Origin of the sequence: Pseudomonas sp. 2FG (assembly GCF_005502935.1) — a bacterium.
In the GTDB taxonomy this organism is placed as follows: domain Bacteria; phylum Pseudomonadota; class Gammaproteobacteria; order Pseudomonadales; family Pseudomonadaceae; genus Aquipseudomonas.
In genome coordinates this window covers 236,670-253,721 of the sequence record NZ_SCMP01000001.1, presented here as the reverse complement: position 1 = coordinate 253,721, position 17,052 = coordinate 236,670, and the positions used below count along the sequence as shown (strand labels likewise).

Sequence of the window (17,052 nt, the reverse complement as noted above, 5' to 3'; positions counted from 1 at the left end):
TTAGTATTTGTGCGCGGGGAGAAATGCGTTGTGTCCGGTCTTCCGAATAGAGGGGTGATGCGCATTCGGTTTTCCGAACGAGTTGGCGGGTTTTCCGTTGCAGAAATTGCTGTTCGGCTGGCTGACGCACCAAGGGCGGCGGTTCGTTGAACCGCCGCCCTCTGTTTTTACTGGGTTCTACCGGTAGCGCCCTTTATTCAGCCACTTCCTGGCTGTTGCCCGAGTATTTCGGCTTGGGCGCAAAACGGGCGGCCAGGCGCATGGAGCCGACCAGCAGACGCTGGTAGAGGGCCGGCAGCAGGCGCTGCAGGGCGTCCAGCGCCCGGGCGTCGGCGCCGATCAGGATGCGCCGGTTGTTGCGTAGCACGCCGCGCATGATCACTTGGGCCGCCTTGTCCGGGGTGGTGCGCAGCAGTTGGTCGTTGAACTGCTGGCGCGCCTGATCGGCGCCTTGCCCGGTGACCTTGCTCAGGCTGTCGTTCATCCGCGCGGTCTTGGCGATGTTGGTCTTGATCCCGCCCGGGTGCACGCAGCTGGCCGACACGCCGCGGCCTTCCATGTCCAGTTCCTGACGCAGCGACTCGGTGAAGCCGCGCACGGCGAACTTGCTGGCGTTGTAGGCGCTCATGCCCGGTTGGGCAAACAGCCCGAACACGCTGGAGACGTTGACGATATGGCCTTCGCCCGCTGCCTGCAGGTGCGGCAGGAAGGCCTTGCTGCCGTGCACCACGCCCCAGAAGTTGATGTTCATGATCCACTCGTAGTCGGCGTAATCGTTGCCTTCCACGGTGCCGCCCTGGGCCACGCCGGCGTTGTTGAAGATCAGGTTGACCCGGCCGTGATCCAGTACCACCTGCTCGGCCCAGGCGTGTACGGCGTCGCGGTCGGCGACGTTGACCTGGCTCTCCGTCACCTGTACGCCGAGAAGGCGCGCCTGGGCGGCGGTTTCCGCCAGGGCTTCGCCGTTCAGGTCGGCGAGCGCCAGATGGCAGCCCTGGCGCGCTAGACCGTAGGCCAGCGCGCGGCCGATACCGGAGCCGGCGCCGGTGATGGCGGCGACTTTGTTCTCGAAGGATTTCATGCGCTGACCTCTTCAGTCTGACGGGCTACGGCCGGCATAAAGCCCTGGGCCGGGTGAGCGGGTTGGGCGCGGTTGAAGTGATAGGCCGCCGGGTCGAAGTTGCGCGTGAGCAGGCGGAAGCGCCAGGTGAAGCCGGGCCAGACCGTGCAGTTACGGCCGCTGACCGGGTGCAGATACCAGCTCTTGCAGCCGCCGGCGTTCCACACGCTGTTGCCGAGCTGGCCTTGAAGCTTGGCGTTGAAGCTGTCTTGAACCGCGCGTTTGACCTCCAGGCTCCGCAGCTTGCGTTCGCTCAGCAGGTTGAGGGCGCCGAGCACGTAGTGAATCTGCGACTCGATCATATAAACCATCGAGTTGTGCCCCAGCCCGGTGTTCGGCCCCATCAGGAAGAACAGGTTGGGGAAGCCCGCCGTCAGGGTGCCCTTGTAGGCCTGCGGGCCGTCTGGCCAGGTGTCGAGCAGGTCGACACCGTTACGGCCGAAGATCACCCCGCGCGGCATGGGGTCGCTCGGGGTGAAGCCGGTGCCGAAGATGATCGCGTCGATCTGCCGCTCTCGGCCGTCGGCGCTGAGGATGCTGTGCGCGCGGATTTCCTGGATGCCGTCGGTGATCACCTCGACATTCGGCTGGGTCAGGGCCGGGAAGTAGTCGTTGGAGATCAGCACGCGCTTGCAGCCCATGCGGTAGTCCGGGGTGACCTTGGCGCGCAGCACGGGATCCTTGATCTGCTTGTGGATAAACGCCTTACCGGCCCATTGCGCCAGTTTCATCATGCGCGGCGCCCAGGCGAAGCCAATCACGCGGCTTTCCAGCAGCGTGTAGATCAAGCCGCGCCAGAGCTTCTGCGCCAGCGGGAACCGCTTGAAGCGCTCACGCTCGGCCTCGCGGATGGCGCGGTCCGGTTTCGGCATGATCCAGGGCGCGGTGCGCTGGTAGAGGTCAAGCTGGCCGACCTGTTGCTGGATCTGCGGGACGAACTGGATAGCCGAAGCGCCCGTGCCGATCACCGCAACGCGTTTGCCTGTGAGGTCATAGGCGTGATCCCACTGCTGCGAGTGGAACAGCTTGCCGGCAAAACGCTCCAGGCCGTGCAGTTGGGGGATCGATGGGGTCGACAGGGCGCCCATACCGGACACCACGAACTGCGCGCTGTAGTGGTTGCCGGCCGCATCATGGAGGTGCCACAGCTGCAACTCGTCATCCCAGCGCAGGCCCGCCACTTCGGTCTGCAGCAGGGTGTTGTGCTGCAGGCGGTATTTTTCCCAGCAGCCTTCCAGATAGCTCTTGATCTCCGGCTGGGGGGCGAACATGCGCGTCCACTCGGGGTTCTGCTCGAAGGAAAAGGAATACAGGTGCGATTGCACATCGCAGCCACAGCCGGGGTAATTGTTGACCCGCCAGGTGCCGCCGACGCCGCCTGCCTTCTCGAACAGCAGGAAGTCATTTTCGCCTTGCTGCTTCAGGCGGATCGCCATGCCCAGGCCGGAGAAGCCGGTGCCGATGATGGCGATCTTGGTGTGTCTGGCAGTGGTAGGTGGGACGGCAGGTTGTGCGCTCATGACCAAGCTCCTGTTATGCTTGTTTTCGGTGTATACGCTTGTCTACCTGGAGGGTATGTATACACCCGTATACCGAAGGGTCAAGCCGATCTTCCGTAGGGTCAATTTTCCGTAGAGCCAATCTTCCGAAGAGTGGGTCGAGCACGATGAAAGTAGCGGTAGAGGTCAGCCCACCCAAAGTGGTCGAGGCGCAGGGCAAGCGCTTGTTGATGAATGCCGCGCTGCGCCTGGCTGCCGAGTCCCGCAGCCTGAGCCGCTTAGGCCTGCGCGAGTTGGCGCGCGCCGCGGGGTTGAACCCGAACACCTTTTATAGGCACTTCAAGACGGTCGATGATCTGGGCTTGGCGCTGATTGGCGAAATGGCGGCGCAGATCCGTCAGCCGCTGCGTGATCTACGCCGGCAGGCGGCGCAGCGGGCCGATGACTCGCTGCGCGAAGTGGCGGCCAAAGCCCTGCCGCTGGGCATCGACCTGGGCCGTGGGCGGCGGGTCTGCTGCGAGACGGTCGAGCTGTTTTTCGCCTTCGTCGCCGACAACCCGCAAGCCTTTATCGTCGGCATGCGCGAGCTGCATGGCGCTTCGCCGGTGCTGCGTGAGGCTTTGCGGCGGGTGATGGATGAGTTTGCCGATGATATGGCGGAGGACATCGGCGAGTTGCAGTTGCTGCCGAGTCTGGATAAGGCCGCGATTCGCCAGGTCTCCTCGCTGATCAGCCGCCAGCTATTCCAGCAATCACTGGACTATATCGAACAACCGGAACGGCGCACGGCCATCTGTGCCCAGGCCCAGGCGCAGATCCTGATGATGTTCGCCGGCGCGACCTTGTTGCAAAGCCTGGGCGTATTGAATCTGAGCGGCGAAGCGGAGGGCTGAAAACTCAGCCAGTCCGCTTCGTGCGGTGTTTTTTAACCGCTAAAACCGAGGCGTTCTTTCCAGCACTGTTCCAGCGTCTTGGTGTCGTGGTCGAGGGGGTGGAAGCCAGGTCGGTAGTAGTCCAGGTAAGGCCGGATCAGCTTGGTGAGGAAGCCATCGCGCGGGCTGAACAGGGCGCGCAGGCCATTCCGCCAGCTCGCCCAGTTGAACAGTTGGCGATCCTTGCGCAGCAGGTGTAGCTGGAACCAGCCGATCACGCCGAAGAAGATCAGGGTGGAGATGGCCATCATGGCGACACGGGTGAAATAGCCGCCGCCTATCGCCTGGTAGGCGTCATAGCACACCGCCTTGTGCTCGTTTTCCTCGATGGCGTGCCACATCCACAGCTGGTACAGCTTCGGGTCGTCGATCTGGGTGGTCAGGTCTTCACGCTGCAGCAGTTGCTGGGCCATGGTGGCGGTGAAGTGTTCCAGCGCGCAGGTGGCGGCCAGGCGCTGTTTCTTGGTGGTGATCTTGGTCACCCACTCCAGCAGTACCTTGATCCGCAGCTCCAGGCGCTCCAGGTCGATAGCGTGTTTGGCCGCGTATTCGTTGTAGGCCGCGTGCTCCTTGGAGTGCATGGCCTCCTGGCCGATGAAGGCGCCGATGTCTTTCTTCAACTGCGGCCCGGTGATCCGCTCGCGCACCGCGCGCACGCTGTCGACGAAGAACATCTCGCCGTAGGGAAACAGCGACGAGAGGTTGTTCATGAAGTGGCTCATGAACGGGTCGCCACTCCACCAGTATTTCTCGGTCTGGGCGAAGCTGAAATCCATCCGGCGCACGGGGAAACTGGCGCTGGGCAGTTTGGCACTGGTAGTCATGGGCGGCTCCTCGGCTCTCGGGTCGCGGCTGCAGGCTGTGGGAAAACTACTGCGCTCGGTTATCCGGCGTTAAAAACAGGCTCAAAATGCTCATTTACAACCGGTAAACTGCGCTTTCTCGCCTGTTTTTGCCTTGTCTAACCTTCGCTCGCTACGTTTTCACACAGCCTGATTGGCGACCCTTGTTGTTGTACGGCTCGCGATGACAGTGATGATTGTGTCATTAATCACTGTCAATGATTAGGCGAAGCCGTGGGCAAGGACACCCATCCAAAGTGCAGCGGCCCGGCGGGAGTGCTCCGGCCGGGCCGCTGCACGGTAACAACTGTAGGGCTGCGGATCAGCGATCGCTGAGTGCAAAGGTCGTCAGGCAGAACGTTGGGATGCCGATGTCTTGCAATCGTTGCGAGCCGCCGAGTTCCGGCAGGTCGATGATCGCGGCCGCCTCGAAGATGCTCGCGCCCAGGCGCCGCACCAGATTGGCCGCGGCCAGCAGGGTGCCGCCGGTGGCAATCAGGTCATCGAACATCAACACCGAGTCACCCTCACACAGGCTGTCGGCATGCACTTCGAGGAAGGCTTCGCCGTACTCGGTCTGGTAGCCCTCGGCCAGCACGTCACCCGGCAGCTTGCCTTGCTTGCGAAACAGAATCAGCGGCTTGTTGAGGGCGTAGGCGATGATCGAACCGATCAGAAAGCCACGTGCGTCCATGGCCCCGACATGGCTGAACTCGGTCTCGACATAGCGCTGGATAAAGCTGTCGGCGACCATGCGCAGGGCGCGAGGGGACTGGAATAACGGGGTGATGTCACGAAAGATCACCCCGGGTTTGGGGAAGTCGGGCACGGGGCGGATCAGGGATTTGATACTGAATTCGTCGAAGATCATCGGCACGGAGTCCTACGGCTGGCGGGCGTGCGGAAATTCTAGCAAGCCTGGCGTGATCAGGTTTAACGGTTCGGCAGCCGGGACAGTCTCGACAGTCGGGACAGTGTTCAGCCTTCGAGGTTGCCGCCGGCCAGGGCGCACAGCCCGATAGGGTCGAGGATTTGGATTTCCTTGCCTTCGGCGGCGATCAGGCCGTTCTGCTGGAAGCGGGTGAATACCCGTGACACGGTTTCCACCGCCAAGCCCAGGTAGTTGCCGATTTCGCTGCGCGACATGGCCAGACGGAACTGATGGGCCGAGAAGCCACGGGCGCGGAAACGAGCGGAGAGGTTGACCAGGAAGGTGGCGATGCGCTCGTCGGCGGTTTTCTTCGAGAGCAGCAGCATCATCTGTTGATCGTCGCGGATTTCCCGACTCATTATCCGCATCAACTGGCGGCGCAGTTGGGGCAGCTGTACGGACAGTTCGTCGAGTCTCTCGAAGGGGATTTCACAGACCGAGGTGGTTTCCAGCGCTTGCGCCGACATGGGGTAAGTCTCGCCGTCCATGCCGGACATGCCGACCAGTTCGCTGGGTAAGTGGAAGCCGGTGATCTGCTCATCGCCCGCATCCGAGACGCTGAAGGTGCGCAGGGCGCCTGAGCGCACGGCGAAGACCGAGCCGAAGGCATCGCCCTGGCGGAACAGGAAGTCGCCTTTGCTCAGCGGGCGGCTGCGTTTAACGATTTCATCCAAGGCATCCATATCTTCCAGATCCATGGACAGCGGCAGGCACAGGCCGGCCAGGCTGCAATCCTTGCAATGCACTTGGGGCAGGCTGCGGGCCTTGATGTTCTCGGCCATCGAGAAAAGTCCTTACGCTAAAGCACACATGAGCTGTAAGGGTAACAGCTAGGTCGGCGCCTGACCATTTGCTCAAGTTTCCCCGTTAATGGCCGAAAGAGCCTATCGGTAGGCAAGGCGCGCACAGGTTGCGGGTAGCCTTCTTCAAGGCTGACCGGGCGTCCGTTGAGTCCGGGCGCGATCAGATCACCCGTGAAAAGCGCTGGCGGTTTTGCTCGGCCAGGTAGTGGTCGAACAGCATGCACACCGAGCGTACCAGTAGACGCCCGGCGGGGCGGATGTGGATGGCGCGGTCGCTCAGATCGAGCAAGCCGTCTGCGGCCATGTGCTGGAGTTGCGGCCAGATCGCGCCGAAGTAGGCGCGAAAGTCGATGTTGAACTGGTTTTCGATCACGCTGAACTCCAGTTCGAACCGGCAGATCAGGTGCTGTATCACGGCGCGCCGGATCCGGTCATCGGCGTTGCAATGCAGGCCGCGCCGGGTGGCCAACTGGCCTTTTTCCAGGTCGTTCTGGTACTGCGCCAGGTCGCTGCTGTTCTGGCTGTACAGCTCGCCAATCTGGCTGATCGCCGAGACCCCAAGCCCCAGCAGGTCGCAATGGCCATGGGTGGTGTAGCCCTGGAAATTACGCTGCAGGCGGCCCTCTTCCTGGGCGCTGCTCAACTCGTCGTCAGCCAGGGCGAAATGATCCATGCCGATATAGCGGTAACCGGCAGCGGTCAGTTGCGCGATGCTTTGTTGCAGCATCGCCAGCTTGTCGGTGGCGCTCGGTAGCTCGCTGGTGTTGATGCGCCGTTGCGGCAGAAAGCGCTGCGGCAGGTGGGCGTAGTTGAACACCGAGAGCCGATCGGGCTGCAGGGCGATCACCTCGGCGACGGTACGGGCGAAGCTCGCCGGGGTCTGTTTGGGCAGGCCATAGATCAGGTCGATATTCACCGAACGGAACTGCAGGGTGTGCGCGGCTTCGATGATGGCGCGGGTTTGCTCCAGGCTTTGCAGGCGATTGATGGCACGCTGCACCGCTGGATCGAAGTCCTGTACGCCGACACTGACGCGGTTGAAGCCCAGCTCGCGCAGCAGACCCATGCTCGACCAGTCGGCCTCGCGCGGGTCGAGCTCGATGCCGTAGTCGCCGGAATCGTCCTCCAGCAGGCTGAAATTCTGCCGCAGCGTGCCCATCAGGCGGCGTAATTGGGCATGGTTGAGAAAGGTGGGAGTGCCACCCCCAAAGTGCAGTTGTTCGACGCGCTGGCGGCGATCCAGATGACCGCCAAGGAGGGCGATCTCGTGGGTTAGCCGATCCAGATAGGGCTCGCTACGGCTGCGATCCTTGGTGATGACCTTGTTGCAGGCGCAGTAGTAGCAAATGTTGGCGCAGAACGGGATGTGCAGGTACAGCGACAACGGGCGCAGGGCCCGACGGCTGCCGTGCAGGGCGTCAAGCAGCTCGGCCGGGCCGACGCCGGGATGGAACTGCAGGGCCGTCGGGTAGGAGGTGTAGCGCGGGCCGGCCTGATCGTAGCGGTGGATCAGGTCGGTGTCCCAATTGATGGTATCGAGCATGCGAGCGATCCCCGGTTTTCAGGCTGTGCCGGGGAGTCTAAAGAGCGGGCGCAGAGGCCATCTTGATCTGTATCAAGTGGCTCAGTGCTGGTGCTGCCCGGCTGGCGCGCTGCTGTGGCTGGAGCCATGCCCCATCAGCCAGGCCTGATGGGGGCCGGGTAGCGTCCACAGCCCAAAGAGGATCACCAATAGGCCGCCGGCCATGCGCACCCTGCGCTTGCGCAGCACCGCGGTCAGCCGTTCGGCGGCCATGCCGGTGGCTAGCAGTACCGGCCAGGTGCCGAGACCGAACGCCAGCATCAGCAGCGCACTGTCGAGCGCATCGCCTTGGCTGGCGGCCCACAGCAGGGTGCTGTAGACCAAACCGCAGGGCAGCCAGCCCCAGAGTGCGCCGAGCAGCAGGGCGCGGGGCAGGCTGGAGATCGGCAGCAAGCGGCTGGCGAAGGGTTGGATATGCCGCCAGAGTCCGCGACCCAGGGCCTCGATGCGGGTCAGGCCACTCCACCAGCCGGCCAGATAGAGGCCCATGGCGATCAGCAGCAAGGCCGCCACCACGCGCAGTGCCAGCGCCGCCGGGCTGCTGGCGACGGCCCAGCCGGCCAGGCCGATCAACAGGCCGGCGCTGGCATAGCTGAGAATCCGGCCGAGATTGTAGGCGAGCAGCAGACGCAAACGCCGCCTGCGTTGCTCGGGCGGGATGGCCAGGGTCAGCGCACCCATCAAACCGCCACACATCCCCAGGCAGTGGCCACCACCGAGCAGGCCGAGGATCAGTGCGGAAACCAGCAGTGGAGCGAGTTCAAACACGCGGGGGGGCCTGGTCTTTGGGCTGCTTGCCTGAGGTTGTGTTGCCGCTGGCTTCGTCGATGCCGGCCTGATGCTGCGGGTCCTGGTCGTCGAACAGGATGCTGTGGGCCGGGCCATCCAGGTCGTCGTACTGACCGCTGTCGACCGCCCAGAAGAAGATATAGATGGCGATGGCGACGATCAGCAGGGCTACTGGAATCATCACGTAGAGCGCGGGCATACAGCCTCCAGGTGAGCGGGAAACCTCACGCCCCGCTCAGGCGGGGGCGTGACGGGCGCTGGTCGTGTGGGCACTGGCGGGCACGGCCTTTATCGCCGGCAGACGGGTCAGGCGCAAGGCATTGAGCACCACGGTCAGCGAGCTGAGCGACATGCCGAGCGCGGCCCAGGCGGGGGTGATCCAGCCGAGGGCGGCGAACGGCAACATCAGGCCATTGTACAGCCCCGCCCAGAGCAGGTTCTCGATGATTACACGGCGGGTGCGGCGGGCCAGACCGAAGGCCTGAATCAGCGCCTCCAGGCGATTGGACAGGAGTACCGCATCGGCACTGGTTTTCGCCAGATCGGTGGCCGAACCCATGGCCACGCTGATATCGGCGGCGGCCAGCACCGGCACATCGTTGACCCCGTCACCGAGCATCAGCACCTTGCGCCCTTGCTGGTGCAACTGCTGGAGGAGCGCCAGCTTGTCAGCGGGGTGCAAGCCGCCGCGGGCTTGGTCAATCCCCAGCTCGGCGGCGACGCTGGCGACCATCGGTGAGCTGTCGCCGGACAGCAGCAACGTCTGCCAGCCGCGGGCCTTGCAGGCGGCGAGCAGGGCAGGCGCGTCGGCCCGCAGGCGATCATCCAGGACGAACCAGGCCAGAGGGCCCTGGTTGTCGCCGAGCAGCAGCCATTGGCCGGGCTCCTCAGGCATGCCTGGCACTGCGCAACCACTCAGCGCGCAGACGAAAAGTGGCTGGCCGATGCGCAGACGCCGGCCGGCAACCAGGCCTTCGAGGCCGAGGCCGGGGCTGCTGGTGACCTCTTCTGCGGCCTGCGGGGCTCGGCCGAACGCCCGGGCTATGGGGTGTTCCGAGCGATCTTCCAGGGCCGCGGCCAGGGCCAGGCAGCTGTCGGCGTTCTCGGCGCCCAGCGGGCGGATAGCCCGTAGCGTCAAGCGGCCTTCGGTGAGGGTGCCGGTCTTGTCGAAAATCACCGTATCGATCTGGTTCAGGCCTTCCAACACATGCCCGCGGGTCAGCAGCAGACCCAGCTTGTGCAAGGTGCCGGTGGCTGCCGTGAGTGCCGTGGGCGTCGCCAGGGACAGCGCGCACGGGCAGGTGGCGACCAGCATGGCCAGCACGACCCAGAACGCGCGGGACGGCTCCAGTTGCCACCAGATCAGGCCGATAACGGCGGCGAGCAGCAGGGTGGCGAGCAGGAACCATTGCGCCGCGCGGTCGGCCAGTTCGGCCAGGCGTGGCTTGTCGGCTTGCGCGCGTTCGAGCAGGCGGACGATGGCCGAGAGCCGGGTGTCGTGCCCCAGCGCCAGGACTTCGACGGTCAAGGGGCCTTCGACGTTGAGCGTGCCGGCGGTCACCGCATCGCCTTCGCTGCGCGCTTGCGGCAGGTATTCGCCGGTCAGCAGCGATTCATCGACGCTCGATTGACCTTGCCGGATGCGTCCATCGGCCGGCACTACCGCGCCGGGTTGCACCAATACACTATCACCGAGCCGCAACTCGCTGAGCAGGATGCGCTCACTCTGGCCCTGGGCGTCCAGGCGTAGACAGGAGGCCGGTAGCAGATTGACCAACTGCGCGGTCGCTGCGACGGTGCGCTCACGGGCGCGGCGTTCCAGGTAGCGGCCGCTGAGGAGGAACAAGGCGAACATGCCGACCGCATCGAAATACAGCTCACCCTGGCCGCTGATCGCCGTCCAGATCCCGGCGAGGTAGGCGCCGCCAATCGCCAGCGAGACCGAAACGTCCATGGTCAGATGACGGGTACGCAAATCGCGCAGGGCGCCGCGAAAGAACGGTGCGCAGCTGTAGAACACTATTGGAGTGGTCAGAAACATCGCCACCCAGCGCAGAATCTGATGCAGCTCCGGACTCAGGTCGATATTGAATTCCGGCCAAGTGGCCATGGTCGCCATCATCGCCTGGAACCACAGCAGCCCGGCGACCCCCAGTTGGCGCAGGGCCAGACGATTTTCCGCAGCCAATTGCTCGGCCGCGCGATCCGCCTGGTAGGGGTGGGCGGCATAGCCAATGCTGCGCAGTTCGCCGAGCAGTTGGCTGAGGGGCAGTTGGCTGTCCGCCCAGCGAACCTGCAAGCGGTGGTTGGACAGGTTCAGGCGGGCTTCGGCCACCCCCGGCAGATGGCGCAGATGATGCTCGATCAGCCAGCCACAGGCGGCGCAACTGATGCCTTCCATCAGCAAGGTGGCCTCGGCCAGCTCGCCGTCGTGCCGCACGAAGGGTTGCTGCACATCGGGGCGGTCGTACAGCGCCAGCTCATCGCTGAGTTGCTGGGGCAGAGCCTGCGGGTTGGCCGAGACTTCGCTGCGGTGGCGGTAATAACTGTCCAGGCCGCCGGCGACTATCGCTTCGGCCACCGCCTGGCAGCCGGGGCAGCAGAACTCACGGGATTCACTGAGCACGGCCGCGCAAAAGCGACTGCCGGCGGGAACCGGCAAGCCGCAGTGATAGCAGGGCAAAGGTGCGCTCATGGAGAAGCCTTCAGCGCTCGAGCTTGAGCGGGCGGGAGGTTACCGGCGCGCTCATGGACGCAGGTCTTCCGCCCCGGGGATGGGTTCGTCACCGAGCAGCATGTCAGCGCCGGGGCTGAGCATTTCTTCCTCGAACAGGCGCCAGGTCTGCTCGCCTTGCTGGCCGAGCAATTCGATGAAGCGGCGACCGCTGATGGCTTCAGGCAGCTGGCCGATGTAGCGGTCTGCTTCCGTGGTGCTGCGCGTCAGTGCGATGTGCCGGTCTTTTCCCGCCTGGGTCGGGGAGATCAGGTTGAGTTCGAGCGTGTCCGGGCGGCTGTTGCCGGACAGGCGCAGGCTGACTTCGCCGGTCAATTCGTCGAGGTGGGCCTTGGCCTGTAGCTTCAGCTCTTTGGCCAGTTGTTCGCGCTCCAGCGAACGGCTGATGCCCTTGCCGGCCTCGTAATAATTGTCGCTGACCAGTGTGTCTTCGGTGTCCGCGGCAATTATCACCATATGGATGGTGAGGAGCACCGAGGTGGCCAGCATGGCGATGATGATCCAGGGCCAGAGGTGTTTGTACCAAGGACTAGCGGGTGTAGCGGGCATCTTGTCGCTCTCTTAACGAATGTGCGGGCCGATGAAGCGGCTCTTGGCTTCAACATGCGTGTCGGGTTCGTCGACGTCATCGAGGGTGAAGATCACCTCGTTGGCACTCGACGGCAACTTCTCTGGCGCGATGGACAGTTCTACCGGCAGGCTCAGGATCTCGCCGGCGGCGACCTTGAGCTCGCGCTGGCCTGCCAGTTGCAGGTCGTCCAGGCCCTTGGCATCGAGCAGGTAGGTGTGCTCGCGCTGATCCTTGTTCATGATCTTCAGGCTGTAGACGTTCTCGATTCGCCCTTCGGCGTTTTCGCGGTAGAGCACGCGATCCTTGCTGACGTCGAAGCCCACCAGCGGACGCATGACGAAGGCCGCGGCGAGCAGGCCGATCATGGCGAGCAGGGCGATGGCATAGCCGATCAGGCGTGGCCGTAGCAGATGGGTCTTCTGTCCGGCGAGGTTGTGTTCGGTGGTGTAGCTGATCAACCCGCGCGGGTAGTCCATCTTGTCCATGATCGAGTCGCAGGCGTCGATGCAGGCGGCGCAGCCGATACATTCGATCTGCAGGCCGTCGCGGATGTCGATGCCAGTCGGGCAGACCTGTACGCACATGGTGCAGTCGATGCAGTCGCCGAGGCCTTCGGCCTTGTAGTCGGCGCCCTTTTTACGCGGGCCGCGGTGCTCGCCTTTGCGCGGGTCGTAGGAGACGACCAGGGTGTCCTTGTCGAACATCACGCTCTGGAAGCGCGCGTAGGGGCACATGTAGATGCACACCTGCTCGCGCAAGTAGCCGGCGTTGCCGTAGGTGGCGAGGGTAAAGAAGCCGGCCCAGAAGTACGACCAGCCATCGGCCTGGCCGATAAAGAAGTCGAGGCTCAGCTCGCGAATGGGCGAGAAGTAGCCGACGAAGGTCAGCCCGGTGACGAAGCCGATCACCAGCCAGAGGCTGTGTTTGGCCAGCTTGCGCAGGAACTTGTTGGCGTTCATGGGCGCTTTGTCGAGCTTGATGCGCTGATTACGGTCGCCTTCGGTGACCTTCTCGCACCACATGAAAATCCAGGTCCAGACGCTCTGCGGGCAGGTGTAGCCGCACCAGACGCGGCCGGCGAACACGGTGATGAAGAACAGGCCAAAGGCGCTGATGATCAATAGCCCGGAGAGCAGGATAAAGTCCTGCGGCCAGAAGGTGGCGCCGAAGATGTAGAACTTGCGCTCCGGCAGGTTCCACCAGACCGCCTGATGCCCCGCCCAGTTGAGCCAGACGGTGCCGAAGTACAGCAGAAACAGCGCGGCGCCACCGAACCTGCGCAGATTGCGGAAGAAACCGGTGAAGGCGCGGGTGTAGATCTTTTCACGTGAGGCGTAGAGGTCGACGCCGTTAGCCGCCGGCTTGGCCTGCGGGGTAATGTCTTGAACGGGGATCTGCTTGCTCATCAGTGCGTACCACGGCTGTGGAAGAGAGCCTCGGCCAGTACCTGCCGACAGAGGTCAAAGCGACTTGCGCGCTCTGAATTATACGCTGGGAGTGCGGCTTTAACGCTGCGACCCGAAGTCGCGTGGAGGTGGGGCGTTATCTTGGTGCTGCTTCAGAGCCAGCCCGCCAGAGCGGGCATGACTCCGAAAACAGAACTTACTCGGCCGTATCGGCAGCGGCATCGTTGCCATGCGACAAGCTGTAGACGTAAGCCGCCAACAGGTGAACCTTGTCGTTGCCCTGGAGTTGCTCCTGGGCTGGCATCACGCCTTGGCGACCGTAGCGGATGGTCTGCTGCAGTTGAGCGAAGCTCGAGCCGTAGATGAACGCAGCCGGGTGAGTCAGGTCTGGTGCGCCCATCGCTGGGGTGCCTTTACCTGCTGGGCCGTGGCAAGCCTGACAGTTGGCGGTGAAGATCTTCTGGCCGGCGGCGGGGTCGGCTTTCGCGTCTTCCGGCAGCTTGCGGCCGTCCAGTTCGGTCAGCACGAAGGCGGCCACATCGCGTACGCCTTGTTCGCCGATCACCTCGCCCCAGGCCGGCATCACACCCTGGCGACCGCCCAGGATGGTGGTCTTGATGGTTGCCGCCTCGCCGCCCCAGCGCCAGTCGGCGTCGGTTAGGTTGGGAAAGCCATAAGAGCCTTTGGCGTCGGAACCGTGGCAAACCGAGCAGTTGGAGGCGAACAGGCGGCCGCCCATCTTCAGGGCTTGCGGGTCTTTGGCGACTTCTTCGATGGGCATGGCGGCGAACTTGGCGAAGATCGGCGCGAACTTCGCGTCAGCCTTGGCCATTTCCTTTTCCCACTCGTGCACGCCGGTCCAGCCGGGCTGACCATTCGAGAAGGCTTGCTGGGTCTCGTTGTTCAGGTGGCCGTAACCCGGCAGCAGGCCTTTCCAGTTACCCAGGCCAGGGTAGAGCGCCAGGTAGCCGAGGGCGAAGATGATGGTGGCGACGAACAACATGAACCACCATTTCGGCAGTGGGTTGTCGTACTCCTCGATGCCGTCGAAGGAGTGGCCGACCGTCTGGTCGGTGGCTTCTTTGCGCTGGCCTTTACGCGTGGATAACAGGATCCCGGTCAGCGTGGCGATGGTGCCCAGGGTGAGTGCTGTGACGTACAGACTCCAGAAGAGGGTCATTCTTTGTTACTCCTAGAAGCTTGCTCTTGCTCGACGTGCTTAATGGCTTCGGGATCATCTGCGAAAGGCAGCAGTGTGGCCTCGTCAAAGTCCTTTTTACGTCTTCCGCTAAACACCCAAAGCGCCAGACCGATAAAGGCCACCATCACTACAACGGTGCCAAGACCACGAATCATCCCGATGTCCATCACAGTCACCGTTTGCTTTTGATGATGGTGCCCAGGCCTTGCAGGTAGGCCACCACGGCATCCATTTCGGTCTTGCCTTTAACCGCAGCGCGGGCGCCGGCAATGTCTTCGTCGGTGTAAGGCACGCCCATGGAGCGCAGCACTTCCATCTTCTTGGCAGTGTCTTTGCCGTCCAGCTTGTTCTCGACCAGGAAGGGGTAGGCCGGCATGATCGACTCGGGCACCACGTTGCGCGGGTTGTACAAATGCGCACGCTGCCACTCATCGGAGTAGCGGCCGCCAACCCGGGCCAGGTCCGGGCCGGTACGCTTGGAACCCCAGAGGAACGGATGATCCCAGACGCTTTCGCCGGCTACCGAGTAGTGGCCATAGCGTTCGGTCTCGGCGCGGAACGGGCGGATCATCTGCGAGTGGCAGCCGACACAGCCGTTGGCGATGTAAACGTCACGGCCTTCCAGTTCCAAGGCGGTGCGCGGCTTCATGCCTTCCACCGGCTGGTTGGTGACGTCCTGGAAGAACAGCGGGACGATCTGGGTCAGGCCGCCGATGCTGACGGCGATGACCATGAAGAAGGCCAGCAGGCCGATATTCTTCTCGACTACTTCGTGTACTTGGGGGTTCATCAATGAGCTCCTACAGCGATCTGAGCGGCGGCTTCAGCTTCAGCTGGCTTGGAGGCGCGCACGGTGCGGAAGGTGTTGTAGGCCATCAGCAGCATGCCGGAGGCGAAGAACGCACCACCGATTGCCCGCACGATGAAACCTGGCTTGCTGGCTACCAGCGCTTCAACGAAGGAGTAGGTGAGGGTGCCGTCTTCGTTGATGGCGCGCCACATCAGGCCCTGGGTGATGCCGTTGACCCACATGGAGGCGATGTACAGCACGGTACCGATGGTGGCGAGCCAGAAATGCGCGTTGATCAAGCCAATGCTGTGCATTTGTGGGCGACCCCAGAGCTTCGGAATCATGTGGTACAGCGCGCCGATGGAGATCATCGCCACCCAGCCGAGGGCGCCAGCATGTACGTGGCCGATGGTCCAGTCGGTGTAGTGGGACAGGGCGTTGACGGTCTTGATGGCCATCATCGGGCCTTCGAAGGTCGACATGCCGTAGAACGCCAGGGAGACCACCAAAAAGCGCAGGATTGGGTCGGTGCGCAGCTTATGCCAGGCGCCGGACAGGGTCATCATGCCGTTGATCATGCCGCCCCAGCTCGGAGCAAGGAGGATGATCGACATCGCCATGCCGAGGGACTGCGCCCAATCCGGCAGCGCGGTGTAGTGCAGGTGGTGCGGACCGGCCCAGATGTATAGGGTGATCAGCGCCCAGAAGTGCACGATCGACAGGCGATAGGAGTAGATCGGACGCTCGGCCTGCTTCGGTACGAAGTAGTACATCATGCCGAGGAAGCCGGTGGTCAGGAAGAAACCCACGGCGTTGTGGCCGTACCACCACTGAATCATCGCGTCGGTCGCGCCGGAGTACAGCGAGTAGGACTTGAACGCGGAAACCGGCATTTCCATGCTGTTGACTATGTGCAGCAGCGCGGTCACCAGGATGAAGGCGCCGAAGAACCAGTTACCGACATAGATGTGCTTGGCCTTGCGCTTCATGATGGTGCCGAAGAACACCACGGCGTAGGTGATCCAGACGATCCCGAGGAGGATGTCGATCGGCCATTCCAGCTCGGCGTATTCCTTGGAACTGGTGTAGCCCAGCGGCAGGGTGACGCCGGCGCCGAGGATCACCGCTTGCCAGCCCCAGAAGGTGAAGGAGGCGAGGCTGTCAGAGATCAGTCGGGCCTGACAGGTACGTTGCACCACGTAGTAGGACGTGGCGAACAGAGCACAGCCGCCGAAGGCGAAAATCACCAAGTTGGTGTGTAGAGGGCGCAGGCGTCCAAAGCTCGTCCATGGCAGACCGAAGTTCAGCTCCGGAAAGACCAGTTGCGAGGCAATGAAAACGCCCATGCCCATGCCAAGGATCCCCCAGACCACCGTCATGATGGCGAACTGGCGGACCACCTTATAGTTATAAGCAGTCGGACTGATTGCTGTGCTCATTCTAAGGTTCCACGGTTTAGGGTGTTTTTTAGGGGTAAAAATCGGCGGCAAGTATGGAGAAACCAGGTAGCCATTGCAACGCCGCAAGCAGCAGCTATCGGGGTTTCAGGCATCTGAAACAAGTTATTTCAGCCTCTAAATGAGGACGTTTCTCAGGTGCTCGACTCGATAACGGATGTTGCGCAAAGAGGGGCGCTGCCTTGAGGTTATGGCCGGCGGCTAATGCGCGAAGATTAGTCCAAGTCACACAGCTGTGACGGTTGCCTGTCGGCGAGGTGCGACACTGGGTCGCAGCTCGAAACGGCGCGCTGGATAAAGGTGGGTGCATCCTGCTGAGTCCTCGGTGGTAAGCGGATTTTCTTGCTTTTGCCCGCGCTCTTGTCGTCGGCGCCGGGTTGATTTGCGGCGTCTGG

Annotated in this window: 16 protein-coding genes; 1 reads left to right on the top strand and 15 read right to left on the bottom strand. The window is 63.0% G+C overall.

The annotated features are described in order from the left end of the window. Positions 1-193 precede the first annotated feature (193 nt). Both FFS13_RS01130 and FFS13_RS01125 read right to left on the bottom strand, forming a co-directional pair. The gene (locus FFS13_RS01130; protein ID WP_137817288.1) at positions 194-1,081 is read right to left on the bottom strand and encodes an SDR family oxidoreductase; all 888 of its coding nucleotides are present in this window, start codon (positions 1,079-1,081) and stop codon (positions 194-196) included. Beyond that, on the bottom strand, positions 1,078-2,640 hold the full coding sequence (locus FFS13_RS01125; protein WP_137817287.1) for an NAD(P)/FAD-dependent oxidoreductase: 1,563 nt from the start codon (positions 2,638-2,640) through the stop codon (positions 1,078-1,080). The genes FFS13_RS01130 and FFS13_RS01125 overlap by 4 nt, the downstream gene beginning before the upstream one ends. Before the next feature lie 146 nt (positions 2,641-2,786). Here FFS13_RS01125 and FFS13_RS01120 point away from each other — a divergent pair, with 146 nt between their 5' ends. Then, positions 2,787-3,512: a TetR family transcriptional regulator gene (locus tag FFS13_RS01120; protein WP_137817286.1), complete on the top strand. Its 726-nt coding sequence runs from the start codon at positions 2,787-2,789 to the stop codon at positions 3,510-3,512. Positions 3,513-3,544: 32 nt separating this feature from the next. On the opposite strand, the gene FFS13_RS01115 is transcribed toward FFS13_RS01120, so the two are convergent. The 13 genes from FFS13_RS01115 to ccoN form a co-directional block, all read right to left on the bottom strand. Then, positions 3,545-4,375, bottom strand: coding sequence for a metal-dependent hydrolase (locus FFS13_RS01115; protein WP_137817285.1), 831 nt, complete (start codon positions 4,373-4,375; stop codon positions 3,545-3,547). Between the two features lie 340 nt (positions 4,376-4,715). Beyond that, positions 4,716-5,264 (bottom strand): adenine phosphoribosyltransferase, encoded by a 549-nt coding sequence (locus FFS13_RS01110; protein ID WP_137817284.1) that lies wholly within the window; start codon positions 5,262-5,264, stop codon positions 4,716-4,718. A gap of 107 nt (positions 5,265-5,371) precedes the next feature. Further along, positions 5,372-6,106, bottom strand: a complete 735-nt coding sequence (gene fnr, locus FFS13_RS01105) for a fumarate/nitrate reduction transcriptional regulator Fnr (protein WP_137817283.1) — start codon at positions 6,104-6,106, stop codon at positions 5,372-5,374. A 181-nt stretch (positions 6,107-6,287) separates the two neighbouring features. After that, positions 6,288-7,670, bottom strand: a complete 1,383-nt coding sequence (gene hemN, locus FFS13_RS01100; protein WP_137817282.1) for an oxygen-independent coproporphyrinogen III oxidase — start codon at positions 7,668-7,670, stop codon at positions 6,288-6,290. Positions 7,671-7,751: 81 nt separating this feature from the next. Next, entirely contained in the window at positions 7,752-8,477 is a 726-nt protein-coding gene (locus FFS13_RS01095) for a sulfite exporter TauE/SafE family protein (RefSeq protein ID WP_137817281.1), read from the bottom strand. Next, positions 8,470-8,697, bottom strand: coding sequence for a cbb3-type cytochrome oxidase assembly protein CcoS (gene ccoS / locus FFS13_RS01090; protein ID WP_137817280.1), 228 nt, complete (start codon positions 8,695-8,697; stop codon positions 8,470-8,472). The genes FFS13_RS01095 and ccoS overlap by 8 nt, the downstream gene beginning before the upstream one ends. A gap of 36 nt (positions 8,698-8,733) precedes the next feature. Further along, entirely contained in the window at positions 8,734-11,193 is a 2,460-nt protein-coding gene (locus FFS13_RS01085) for a heavy metal translocating P-type ATPase (RefSeq protein ID WP_137817279.1), read from the bottom strand. A 51-nt stretch (positions 11,194-11,244) separates the two neighbouring features. After that, complete coding sequence (locus tag FFS13_RS01080; protein ID WP_137817278.1) at positions 11,245-11,781, bottom strand: FixH family protein; 537 nt, start codon at positions 11,779-11,781, stop codon at positions 11,245-11,247. 12 nt (positions 11,782-11,793) lie between these two features. Then, positions 11,794-13,209, bottom strand: coding sequence for a cytochrome c oxidase accessory protein CcoG (gene ccoG, locus FFS13_RS01075; RefSeq protein ID WP_137817277.1), 1,416 nt, complete (start codon positions 13,207-13,209; stop codon positions 11,794-11,796). Between the two features lie 196 nt (positions 13,210-13,405). After that, positions 13,406-14,389 carry a cytochrome-c oxidase, cbb3-type subunit III gene (gene ccoP, locus FFS13_RS01070; RefSeq protein ID WP_137817276.1) on the bottom strand — a complete coding sequence of 328 codons (984 nt, stop codon included), beginning with the start codon at positions 14,387-14,389 and terminating at the stop codon, positions 13,406-13,408. Next, on the bottom strand, positions 14,386-14,577 hold the full coding sequence (locus FFS13_RS01065) for a cbb3-type cytochrome c oxidase subunit 3 (RefSeq protein WP_137817275.1): 192 nt from the start codon (positions 14,575-14,577) through the stop codon (positions 14,386-14,388). The genes ccoP and FFS13_RS01065 overlap by 4 nt, the downstream gene beginning before the upstream one ends. A gap of 5 nt (positions 14,578-14,582) precedes the next feature. Beyond that, the gene (gene ccoO, locus FFS13_RS01060; RefSeq protein ID WP_137817274.1) at positions 14,583-15,200 is read right to left on the bottom strand and encodes a cytochrome-c oxidase, cbb3-type subunit II; all 618 of its coding nucleotides are present in this window, start codon (positions 15,198-15,200) and stop codon (positions 14,583-14,585) included. Next, a complete protein-coding gene (gene ccoN / locus FFS13_RS01055; RefSeq protein ID WP_137817273.1) occupies positions 15,200-16,639 on the bottom strand; it encodes a cytochrome-c oxidase, cbb3-type subunit I in 1,440 nt (479 codons plus the stop codon). The genes ccoO and ccoN overlap by 1 nt, the downstream gene beginning before the upstream one ends. Positions 16,640-17,052 lie beyond the last annotated feature (413 nt).